At 69.7% G+C, this 11,647-nt stretch carries 8 protein-coding genes; all 8 read left to right on the top strand.

Features of this window, described 5'->3' with window-relative positions; all coding sequences use genetic code 11:
* Positions 1–375: 375 nt before the first annotated feature.
* The 8 genes from ACZ3IC_RS04680 to ACZ3IC_RS04645 all read left to right on the top strand — a co-directional run bounded on the left by ACZ3IC_RS04680 (position 376) and on the right by ACZ3IC_RS04645 (position 11,626).
* Positions 376–2,463 (top strand): putative bifunctional diguanylate cyclase/phosphodiesterase, encoded by a 2,088-nt coding sequence (locus ACZ3IC_RS04680; RefSeq protein WP_467413131.1) that lies wholly within the window; start codon positions 376–378, stop codon positions 2,461–2,463.
* 176 nt (positions 2,464–2,639) lie between these two features.
* Positions 2,640–2,936 carry an Asp-tRNA(Asn)/Glu-tRNA(Gln) amidotransferase subunit GatC gene (gatC, locus tag ACZ3IC_RS04675; RefSeq protein ID WP_467412579.1) on the top strand — a complete coding sequence of 99 codons (297 nt, stop codon included), beginning with the start codon at positions 2,640–2,642 and terminating at the stop codon, positions 2,934–2,936.
* Positions 2,937–2,941: 5 nt separating this feature from the next.
* Positions 2,942–4,444, top strand: a complete 1,503-nt coding sequence (gene gatA, locus ACZ3IC_RS04670) for an Asp-tRNA(Asn)/Glu-tRNA(Gln) amidotransferase subunit GatA (protein WP_467412577.1) — start codon at positions 2,942–2,944, stop codon at positions 4,442–4,444.
* Positions 4,441–4,680: a hypothetical protein gene (locus tag ACZ3IC_RS04665; RefSeq protein ID WP_467412575.1), complete on the top strand. Its 240-nt coding sequence runs from the start codon at positions 4,441–4,443 to the stop codon at positions 4,678–4,680. The genes gatA and ACZ3IC_RS04665 overlap by 4 nt, the downstream gene beginning before the upstream one ends.
* Before the next feature lie 15 nt (positions 4,681–4,695).
* Positions 4,696–6,204 carry an Asp-tRNA(Asn)/Glu-tRNA(Gln) amidotransferase subunit GatB gene (gatB, locus tag ACZ3IC_RS04660; protein ID WP_467412574.1) on the top strand — a complete coding sequence of 503 codons (1,509 nt, stop codon included), beginning with the start codon at positions 4,696–4,698 and terminating at the stop codon, positions 6,202–6,204.
* A gap of 322 nt (positions 6,205–6,526) precedes the next feature.
* Positions 6,527–8,647: a phosphocholine-specific phospholipase C gene (locus ACZ3IC_RS04655; protein WP_467412572.1), complete on the top strand. Its 2,121-nt coding sequence runs from the start codon at positions 6,527–6,529 to the stop codon at positions 8,645–8,647.
* Between the two features lie 193 nt (positions 8,648–8,840).
* The gene (locus ACZ3IC_RS04650; RefSeq protein WP_467412570.1) at positions 8,841–11,078 is read left to right on the top strand and encodes an MMPL family transporter; all 2,238 of its coding nucleotides are present in this window, start codon (positions 8,841–8,843) and stop codon (positions 11,076–11,078) included.
* Positions 11,078–11,626 (top strand): GNAT family N-acetyltransferase, encoded by a 549-nt coding sequence (locus ACZ3IC_RS04645; RefSeq protein ID WP_467413129.1) that lies wholly within the window; start codon positions 11,078–11,080, stop codon positions 11,624–11,626. The genes ACZ3IC_RS04650 and ACZ3IC_RS04645 overlap by 1 nt, the downstream gene beginning before the upstream one ends.
* The last annotated feature ends 21 nt before the right edge of the window (positions 11,627–11,647 follow it).

The raw sequence follows: 11,647 nt of genomic DNA, 5'->3' as shown, positions 1-11,647 counted from the left end.
GAGCGGCCGACCAGAGGGCGAACAAGGCGTCACAGAAAGGGCGTAGACGGACGGACAGGGGCAAGAGTTGTCCTCGGGGCGCCGAGTTCACCCGATCGGCGCATACCAGATGCTGACGGACGGTCGGTCCGCATTCGGGCAAGAGCTGCACAGCGCTGCCCGTAGAAGCCTTCTGCGCCCTACTGTTGAGATGTGCACCTGCCGTGCCCGGCCACAGGGTGGGAAATCGGGGCGTGGTGGCATGGAGCCGAACCAACAGGTGACATCGGCACCGCCGGCTGTGAGAGGGACGGAATGCAACCGACCGAGAACGCCGCACCGGTGTCGCGGCTGCAAGGTTTCGTCGGCCTCACACCCAAAGTGGGTGCCGTCGTCATGGCGATCGCCGTTGTTCAGCTCGCGACCGGTTTCTACCGGACCGTGAGCGAAGGACACGCACTCTTCCCCGACGGCAGGGCCGGCTGGTCCCTCGCCGTCCTCATCGGAATCATCGTCGGCCATCTGGTCGCGCTCGGACGCGACCGCTGGTGGGGCGGCACCGGTTCCGGTGCCGCCCTCACCCTTGCCGTGCTGCTCCTCTACGGCTGGGTGCCGGCCGGTCTGGTCAGCCTGGTAGTCGTCGTCCTCGTCGGTGTGGCCCGCAGAAACCGCTGGTGGCAGGGGCTGCTGCACGGCGCGGTGGACATCCTGGGGATAGGCGCGGCAGCCCTGGTGCTCGCCGCGTTCGGCGAGGTGCAGACCGTCGAATCGCCCTGGCAGCCACTCGACTGGGGCATCGAAGCCGCCCCGGAAATCCTCCTGGCGGCCTCCACCTATCTCCTGGTCACCCGGGTCCTGCTGTGGTGCGCACGGGCACTCCAGGGCGGCAAGCTGCCGACCATCACCCGCACGGCCCTGCTGCGCCAGGGCCTCGTCGCGGTCGCCCTGCTCGGCATCACACCGCTGATCTGCGTCGTCGCGATGGCCGCGCCCGTACTCCTGCCGCTCTTCGCGGTCCCGCTGATCGCCCTCGACTCCGCCCTGTGGATCGCCCGCGCCCGGGCCGAGGAGCAGCTGCGCGACCCGCTGACCGGGCTGCCCAACCGGCAGTGGCTGCTGGAACGCACCTGGACGGCCCTGGAGGACGCCGAGTCCATCGGTGCCAGATCCGCTCTCGTCCTGATCGACCTCGACCGTTTTCGTGCGGTCAATGACACCCTCGGTCATCTGGCGGGGGACCGGCTGCTGTTGCAGATAGCGGAACGGCTCAGACTCGCGCTCCCCCGAGGAGCGGAGGCCGCGCGGCTCGGCGGTGACGAATTCGCCGTGCTCCTGCCGACCGCGGAATCCACCACCAGTGCCCAGCGGGTCGCCCGCCATCTGGTCGCCGATCTGTCCTCCCCGCTGGACCTGGACGGTCTGACCCTGGTGCTGGAGGCGAGCGCCGGAGTCGCCGTCTATCCGGACCACGCGCTGGATGCCGAAGGACTGCTCCGGCGCGCGGACGTGGCGATGTACCAGGCCAAGCGTGACCGTACGGGCGTCGAGGTGTACGAGTCGAAGCGGGACAGCAACACCCCGGACCGGCTCGGACTCCTCGGTGATCTGCGGCGTGCGCTGGACGCCGGCGAGGTGGAGCTCCACTACCAGCCGAAGGTCCGCTTCGACGGCCAGGTGGCCGGCCTCGAAGCACTGGTGCGCTGGGTGCATCCGGAGCGCGGGCGGGTCCCTCCGGACGAGTTCATCGCCATCGCCGAGTCGTCCGGCCTGATGCCGCACCTCACGGAGTACGTCCTGGAGACGGCGCTGGCCCAGGTGGCCCGGTGGCGGGCGCAGGGGTTGTTCGTCCCGGTCGCGGTCAACGTCTCCCCGCGCGACGTCCACACTCCCGGATTCGCGGGCGGCGTCGCGGCCCGGCTCGCCCGGCACGGCGTCCCGGCCGGGGCACTTCAGCTGGAAATAACGGAACACGTGCTGCTGGAGGACCCGCAGCGCGCCGCCGACACCCTCGCCGGACTCACCGGGCACGGCGTGAAGATGTCCCTCGACGACTTCGGTACGGGGTACTCCTCGCTGGTCCATCTGCGTCGGCTGCCGGTCAGCGAGCTGAAGATCGACCGGTCGTTCGTGGCGCGTCTGGCCGTCGACAACGAGGACGCGGAGATCGTCCGCTGCACCATCGACCTGGCCCACTCCCTCGGACTGCTGGTCGTGGCGGAAGGGGTCGAGGACGACGAGACCTGGGAACGGCTGCGGGATCTGCGCTGCGACGCGGTACAGGGGTGGCTGGTCGCCGCCGCGATGCCGCCGCAGGAGATGACGGCCTGGCTGCGGGCGCGGGGCGAGCACGGGTGGCGGCGGCCGGCGGAGCTCGCGGCGGCCGCAGCCGCAGCCGCAGCCGCGGCCGCCGCGGCCGCCGCGACGCCCGAGCTGGAGCAGCGGCCGCCCGGGCGGGCGGTCAAGTCGCGGCCCGCGACGACGTGAGCGTGAGGGGTGCGACCCGTGGGCACCGTCGGCGTCCGGTGGCCGCTTCGTCCTCAATCGCCGGACGGGCTTGAATCCGGCGTCCGACCAGGGTGTTCGCCCGGGTGGCGGGAGTGGCTGCGGCCGACACCATAGGATTGGGCCAAAACCACACACCAACCCCTGAGGATCGCTGCATGCCTGGCATCACGCGCGAGGAGGTCGCCCACCTCGCCCGGCTGGCGCGTCTGGAGCTGAAGGGCGAAGAGCTCGATCACTTCGCCGGTCAGCTCGACGACATCATCGGCGCGGTCGCCCGCGTCTCCGAGGTCGCCGAACAAGACGTACCGCCGACCTCCCACCCGCTGCCGCTGACCAACGTCATGCGCGCGGACGAGGTCCGTCCGTCGCTCACCCCCGAGCAGGCGCTCTCCGGCGCCCCGGCCCAGGAGCAGCAGCGTTTCAAGGTGCCGCAGATCCTGGGGGAGGACTAACAGCCATGACGGACAACAGCACCATCATCAAGCTCACCGCCGCCGAGATCGCCGCGAAGATCGCCTCCGGCGAGCTCACGGCCGTCGAGGTCACCGAGGCGCACCTGGCCCGGATCGACGCGGTCGACGAGAAGGTCCACGCCTTCCTGCACGTCGACCGCGAGGGCGCGCTCGCGCAGGCCCGTGCCGTCGACGCGAAGAAGGCGGCCGGTGAGAAGCTGGGCCCGCTGGCCGGTGTCCCGCTCGCGCTGAAGGACATCTTCACCACCGAGGGCATGCCGACCACCGTCGGTTCCAAGATCCTCGAGGGCTGGATCCCGCCGTACGACGCGACCCTCACCAGGAAGCTGAAGGCCGCCGACGTCGTCATCCTCGGCAAGACCAACATGGACGAGTTCGCCATGGGGTCCTCCACCGAGAACAGCGCCTACGGCCCGACCGGCAACCCGTGGGACCTCACTCGTGTCCCGGGCGGCTCCGGCGGTGGCTCCTCGGCCGCGCTCGCGTCGTACGAGGCCCCGCTCGCCATCGGCACGGACACCGGCGGTTCCATCCGCCAGCCCGCCGCCGTCACCGGCACCGTCGGCGTGAAGCCCACCTACGGCGGCGTCTCCCGCTACGGCATGGTGGCGTTCTCCAGCTCCCTGGACCAGGGCGGGCCCTGCGCCCGTACCGTCCTGGACGCGGCCCTGCTCCACGAGGCGATCGCCGGGCACGACCCGCTCGACTCGACGTCCATCGACGCCCCGGTCCCGCCGGTCGTCGAGGCCGCACGCAACGGCAGCGTCGACGGCATGCGCGTCGGTGTCGTCAAGCAGTTCGCCGGTGAGGGCTACCAGGCCGGTGTCGTCCAGCGCTTCAACGAGTCGGTCGAGCTGCTGAAGTCGCTCGGTGCCACGATCGTCGAGCTGGACTGCCCGTCCTTCGACCTGGCCCTGTCGGCGTACTACCTGATCGCGCCGTCCGAGTGCTCCTCCAACCTGGCCCGCTTCGACGCCATGCGTTACGGCCTGCGGGTCGGCGACGACGGCACGAAATCCGCCGAGGACGTCACCGCGCTCACCCGTGAGGCCGGCTTCGGCGACGAGGTCAAGCGCCGCGTCATCCTCGGTACGTACGCCCTCAGCTCCGGCTACTACGACGCGTACTACGGCTCGGCGCAGAAGGTCCGCACCCTCATCACCCAGGACTTCGAGAAGGCTTTCGAGCAGGTGGACGTCATCGTCTCCCCGACGACGCCCACCACCGCCTTCCCGATCGGCGAGCGTGCCGACGACCCGATGGCGATGTACCTCGCGGACCTGTGCACCATTCCGACCAACCTCGCCGGCAACTCCGCCATGTCGCTGCCCTGCGGCCTGGCCCCGGAGGACGGCCTGCCGGTCGGACTGCAGATCATCGCCCCCGCCATGAAGGACGACCGGCTGTACAAGGTCGGAGCCGCCGTCGAGGCCGCCTTCGTGGAAAAGTGGGGTCACCCGCTGCTGGAGGAGGCTCCGTCGCTGTGAGCGCACTGACCAAGGCCAAGGGCTTCAAGAAGTCCAAGACCGGTACGTACCTGTCCATCGGCACCACCGCCTTCGGTGCGGTCGGCGTGTTCAAGCAGGCCAAGAAGGCACGCCACGAGCACGACACGCTCCGACTGATCGACGCCGTTGTCTCCGCCGCCGCCATCGCCACTGGTGTCGCCCTGCTGGTGCGCGAACTCAAGCGCCTCGGCGATGACGACGTACTGCTGGGCTGAGAGGGAAGTTTCACCGTGACTGTCACCGACCTGGTGTCGTACGAGGACGCGCTCGCGTCCTACGACCCCGTCATGGGCCTGGAGGTCCATGTCGAGCTCGGCACCAAGACCAAGATGTTCTGCGGCTGCTCGACCGAGCTCAAGCAGGACGCCAACTCCCAGACCTGCCCGGTCTGTCTCGGCCTGCCCGGCGCACTGCCGGTCGTCAACGAGATCGGCGTCGAGTCCGCCATCAAGATCGGTCTCGCGCTGAACTGCGAGATCGCCGAGTGGTGCCGCTTCGCCCGGAAGAACTACTTCTATCCGGACATGCCGAAGAACTTCCAGACCTCCCAGTACGACGAGCCGATCGCCTACAACGGCTATCTGGACGTCCAGCTGGAGGACGGGGAGATCTTCCGGGTGCAGATCGAGCGCGCCCACATGGAGGAGGACACCGGCAAGTCGACCCACGTCGGCGGTGCCACCGGCCGTATCCAGGGCGCGTCCCACTCCCTGCTCGACTACAACCGCGCGGGCATCCCGCTCATCGAGATCGTCACCAAGCCGATCGAGGGTGCGGGCGCTCGGGCTCCCGAGGTCGCCAAGGCGTACGTCGCCGAGCTCCGCGAGCTCATCAAGGCGCTCGGCGTCTCGGAGGCCCGCATGGAGATGGGCCAGATGCGCTGCGACGTCAACCTGTCGCTGCGCCCCAACGGCACGGAGACCTTCGGCACCCGCTCCGAGACGAAGAACGTGAACTCGCTGCGTTCCGTCGAGCGTGCCGCCCGCTTCGAGATCCAGCGCCACGCGGCCGTGCTGTCCTCCGGCGGCACGGTCGTGCAGGAGACCCGGCACTTCCACGAGGAGGACGGCTCGACCACGGCCGGCCGCATCAAGGACAACGCCGAGGACTACCGCTACTTCCCCGAGCCCGACCTGGTGCCGGTCGCCCCGGCCCGCGAGTGGGTCGAGGAACTCCGCAAGGGCCTCCCCGAGCTGCCGCGGCTGCGCCGCAAGCGGCTGAAGGAGGAGTGGGGTGTCTCGGAGCACGACATGCAGTCCATCCTCAACGCGGGCGCGGTCGACCTGATTGTCGCCACGACCGACGCGGGCGCCCCCTCGGACCAGGCCCGCAAGTGGTGGATGGGCGAGCTGGCCCGTAACGCCAACGAGACCGGCCGCGGCCTCGACGAGCTGCCGATCACCCCGGTGCAGGTCGCCAGGGTGGCCGAGCTCGTCACCTCGGGCGACCTCAACGACAAGCTGGCACGCCAGGTCATCGAGGGCGTCCTGGCGGGCGAGGGCGACCCGGACACCGTCGTCGAGAAGCGCGGCCTGAAGGTCGTCTCCGACGAGGGCGCGCTGTCCACGGCCGTGGACGAGGCCATCGCCGCCAACGCCGCCATCGCGGACAAGATCCGCGGCGGCAAGGTCGCGGCGGCGGGCGCGCTCGTCGGCGCGGTCATGAAGGCCACCCGCGGCCAGGCGGACGCGGCCCGCGTACGCGAGCTGATCCTGGAGAAGCTCGGAGTCGAGGGCTGATCCCGGAGAGGCCCGGCGTCCGAGGGCTGATCCCCGAGAGGCAGGCCGTCCCGGACCTCCGGGCGGTTCCCGTACGTCCCTGAAGGGGCGGTGCACCCGTGAGCCGGGTGCACCGCCCCTTCGCCCGTCCGGAGAGGCACAGTCCGCCGAGCACAGTCACTGCCGAGACCGTCGCCGTCGTCCTTCTGCTCGGCGTGCAGGCCTTCGCTGTCGTAAGCCCCCGGGGGCGTTGGACGTTCACCACCGAGCCGTACGAAATCCTTCTCGGCGCCACATGCCTTGATTAGCTTCCCGGCTGTACGACAGGACTCGGGAGGCTCACTTGACCACGGACATTTCAAGGCGACGGCTTTTCGCGCTCGGCGGCGGTGCGCTCGGCGCCGCAGCGGCGGGGTCTCTGCTGCCGCCGTCATTGCAGGCTGCGATCGCGGCGCAGCCTACGCACTCGGCGGGGTCCGGTGGCGGGCTGGGAGCCATCAAGCATGTGGTGATCCTGATGCAGGAGAACCGTTCCTTCGACCACTACTTCGGGACGCTCCGCGGAGTGCGCGGCTTCGGCGACCGCAACGCCATCGAACTGCCCTCCGGCAAGCAGGTCTTCGAGCAGCCCGCTGCTGCGGGCACCTCCGTGCTGCCGTTCCCGGTGCGCGACGCGGCCGAGACGCAGAAGAAGGACCTTCAGTACATCGGCGCTCTCGACCACTCCTGGAGCGGCGGCGGCAAGGCATGGGCCGGGGGGTGGATGAACGGCTGGGTGACCGCGAAGACGGCCGCCACCATGGCGTACTACGACCGCCGCGACATCCCGCTGCACTACGAGCTGGCCGACACCTTCACGGTCTGCGACGCCTACCACTCCTCCATCCACACCTCCACCAGCCCCAACCGCAACCACCTGTGGAGCGGGAAGACGGGCAACGAGGCGAACGGCAAGCGGGCCGTCGGCAATGACGCGTACAACGAGGGCACGCATCCCGGATACGACTGGGGCACGTACGCGGAGCGGCTGGAGAAGGCCGGGCGCAGCTGGCGTACCTACACCGAGTGGGAGAACTTCACCGACAACCAGGTCGAGTTCTTCGCCACCTTCAAGGCGGTCGCCCGCAAGGCGCTGGCGAAGACCGGCGGCCATACGTTCATGGAGTCGTTCTACTCGGCGGTGCGGGACGCCGACGCCACGGAGCGGGAGCGGCTGTTCGGGCTGCTGGAGGAGGGTGTCGCCACCCTGGACAAGACCGAAAGCAGCCTCTTCGAGCGTGGGCTGCGCCGGGTGGAGACCGGAACGCTGGCCGATGAGTTCGCCAAGGACGTGGCGGCGGGCACGCTGCCCGAGGTCTCCTATCTGGTGCCGTCGGCAGTCGACTCCGAGCATCCGAGCGTCTCCTCGCCGATACACAGCGCGACGATCGTCTACAAGGTCCTGGACGCGCTGGGCAAGCACCCCGATGTGTGGCGGCACACCGCCGTCCTGATCAACTACGACGAGAACGACGGCTTCTTCGACCATGTGCCGCCGCCGGTCGCGCCGCCCGAGGTGGCCGAGGAGCAGTGGGAGGGCAAGCCCACCGGTCTCGGGATACGGGTGCCGCTGCTCGTCGTGTCGCCGTGGACCGTGGGCGGCTACGTCTGCTCCGAGGTCTTCGACCACACGTCCGTGATCCGCTTCCTGGAGCGCTGGACCGGGGTGCGGGAACCGAACATCAGCGACTGGCGGCGCGCCGTCACCGGTGATCTGACCTCGGCCTTCGACTTCAAGCGTGCGCGGCAGCGGCCCGAGGTGGAGCAGCCGGGCGCCATCCCGCCGTTCAGCGGACGCTGGTCGCCGCAGCCGCCGCTCGTGCAGCACATGCCCGTACAGGAGCCCGGTACCCGCCCGGCCCGCGCGCTGCCGTACCAGCCGGACGCCCGGGCGACGCTGGTGGACGGGGCGGTGCAGGTGGTCCTCAGCAACACGGGGCGCTCGTCCGCACACTTCGCGCTGTATCCGTACGCGGGGGAGTTCCCCGTACCGCAGCACCGGGATGTAAGGGGCACGGCGCAATGGACGGTGCCCCTTACCGGTGCGGAGTACCGGTTCACGGTGACGGGGCCGAACGGCTTCCGGCGCGAGTTCGCCGGGCCCGCCGAGGGCGGCGCTTCGGCAGGGGCCGAGGTCGCCTCGCGGGTCGACGCACATGAGCGGGATCTGCATCTCACCCTGCGCAACACGGGTAGGACGACGCTGACCTTCACCGTTCGGCCGCTGGGATACGTCGACGAGGCGGACCTGCGGGACTGGACCAGGACCGTCAGGGTCAAGCCGGGACGCAGCCGTACGGTCGTGCACTCGGCGGCCGACGCACACGGCTGGTACGACCTGGCCGTCACCGTCGACGGGGACGACGTATTCCGGCGCCGACTGATGGGGCACATCGAGAACGGCAGGGCGAGCGTCTCCGGCTGACGGGGTGAGGCGGTGCGGGGCCGTGGTGATTCTTGGGACCATTGTGAGCCTTGCGACCATTGTGAGTAATGCCACGAAAAGGACAAAGGATCACTATTGGCTGCCAGAGTGGTGTTCTCAGGTCATATGTCCATTGCGGGTAAAGCATGTTTTGTCCCGCTGAGGAATCGCGAACCATAAGGGAGCACGTCTGTTGGGTGCCATTGCCCGCTGGTGCATCAGGCACCGTCTCATCGCCGTCCTCATCTGGCTCGTCGCCCTCGGCGGCGCAGCCACCGCGGCGGGTTTCGCGGGCTCTGCCTACTCCAACGACTACGAGGTGCCCGGTACGGAGTCGGGCCGGGCGACCGAGCTCCTCGAGAGCGGCTTCCCCGACCTCGGTGGTGACAGCGACACCATCGTCTGGCACACCACCGAATCCACGGTGCGGGCCGCCGATGTCCAACAGACGATGACCCGGACCCTGCACGCGGTCGAGGAGCTGCCCGGTGTCGGCGCCGTCACCGGGCCGTACGGGGCGTCCGGCGCCGGGCAGATCAGCGAGGACGGACACACCGCCTACGCCACGGTCACCTTCGACCAGCGGGTCGAAGACATCCCGGTGGAGCAGGCCCAAGCCGTCGTCGACACCGCGCAGGCGGCCGCCGACGACCACCTCCAGGTGGAACTGGGCGGTTCGGCCGTCGCCCTCACCGAGGTGCCGTCCGCCCACCTCAGCGAGGCCGTCGGGGTGGTCGTCGCCGGCGTCGTGCTGTTCCTCGCCTTCGGCTCGTTCGCCGCCAGCATGCTGCCCATCGCCACCGCCCTCGTCTCCGTCGGCACGGCGTACGCGGGCACCGTGCTGCTCGGGCATGTGATGACCGTCGCCGACTTTGCCCCCCTGCTGGGCATGCTGATCGGGCTCGGCGTCGGCATCGACTACGCGCTGTTCATCGTCACCCGGCACCGCAAAGGCCTGCGCACAGGCATGACGGTCACCGAGGCGGCGCAGAATGCCGTCGCGACGACCGGGCGGGCCGTCGTCTTCGCCGGAGCCACCGTGTGCATCGCGCTGCTCGGCATGCTGATCCTGCGGCTCGAGTTCCTCAACGGTGTGGCGATCGCCGCCTCGCTCACTGTCATCCTGACCGTGGCCGCCTCCGTGACCCTGCTGCCCGCCCTGCTGTCCTTCATCGGCATGCGGGCGCTGGGCCGGCGCGAGCGCCGACAGCTCGCCGAGTGCGGGCCACAGCCCGAACTGCCCACCGGCTTCGCCGCCCGGTGGTCCGCGTTCGTCGAGCGCCACCCCAAGCTGCTCGCAGCGTTCGCCGCCGTGGTGATGCTGGTCCTCGCGCTGCCCGCGTTCTCCCTGCATCTGGGCACCTCCGACCAGGGCAACAACGCCTCCTCGTCGACCACCCGGCAGGCGTACGACCTGCTGGCCGACGGATTCGGGCCCGGCGTCAACGGCCCGCTGACGATTGCCGCAGAGCTCGACGGCGCGGACGACCGGCTCGCGATGGACGGCCTGCCGGCCACCCTGCGGGCCACCGAAGGCGTGGCCTCGGTCGGCCCGGTCACGTACAACAGCAGCGGCAGTACGGCCTTCGTCACCGTCGTACCGGAGTCGTCACCGCAGTCGCAGGAGACCAGCGCGCTCGTCGACCGGCTGCGTACGGATGTCATCCCGCAGGCCGAGGCGAACACCTCGCTCCAGGCCCATGTGGGCGGGGTGACGGCCGGTTACGACGACTTCGCGCAGATCATCATCGGTAAACTGCCGCTCTTCGTCGGCGTCGTCATGGGGTTCGGCTGTCTGCTTCTGCTGCTGGCCTTCCGGTCGATCGCCATTCCGCTGAAGGCCGCCGCGATGAATGTGGCCGCCATCGCCTCCTCGTTCGGAGTCGTCGTCGCGATCTTCCAGTGGGGGTGGGGGAGCGAGCTGCTGGGGCTGGGCAGCCCCGGGCCCATCGAGCCGTTCCTGCCGGTGATCATGGTGTCCGTGCTCTTCGGGCTCTCCATGGACTACCAGGTGTTCCTGGTGGGGCGGATGTACGAGGAGTGGCTGGAGACCGGAGACAACCGGCGGGCGGTCCGGGTCGGCCTTGCCGAGACCGGTCGTGTGATCAACTCCGCTGCCGTGATCATGATTTCGGTCTTCCTCGCGTTCGTCCTCAGCGGGAACCGGATCATCGCGATGTTCGGCATCGCGCTGGCCGCGGCCGTCGCCCTGGACGCCTTCGTTCTCCGTACGCTGCTGGTCCCCGCCCTGATGCATCTGCTGGGCGGAGCGAACTGGTGGCTGCCGCGCTGGCTGGACCGGTGGCTGCCCCGGATCAGCATCGAGCCTCCCGAGTGCCGCGCGCCGCATGCGAAGATCCCGCAGGCAGCGCAATCAGTGGAAGCGGTGCACGCCGTGCAGGCGGCGGAAGCGGTTCGAGAAGGAGCATGATGTTCGCGATATCCCTGGGCGACGACGGAGCGGAACTGCGTCCGCTGGAGATCTGGCAGGCGGAGGAGTTTCTCGCCCATATGGACCGGGCCCGCGAGCTCGTCGATCCCTGGATCCCCTTCGCCTCCTTCGCCACCGACCTGGAATCGGCGCGCGCCCTGCTCCGGCGGTACGCGGAGAAGCAGGCGGCCGACACGGGGCGGCTCTACGGCATCTGGCTGGACGGCACGCTCGTCGGAGGTGTCCTGTTCCGGATCTTCGACGAGGAGTCGGGCAACTGCGAGGTCGGCTGCTGGCTGGAATCGGCGGGGGAGGGGCGGGGCCTGGTCACCCGGGCGGTACGGAAGCTGATCGACTGGGCGGTCCACGAGCGCGGCATGCACCGCGTGGAGTGGGTCGCGTCCGCCGCGAACACCCGGAGCATCGCCGTGGCCGAGCGACTCGGCATGACACGCGACGGGGTGCTGCGCGAGAACTACCTGTACCGCGGGGAGCGGCACGACTCGGAGATCTGGTCCGTGCTGGCCCCGGATTGGCGGGCACGGTAGGCCTGAGGCCGGGGTGGGGGG

It is taken from the genome of Streptomyces sp. NPDC002958, assembly GCF_055563255.1.
This window is presented reverse-complemented; position numbering and strand designations above follow the sequence as displayed.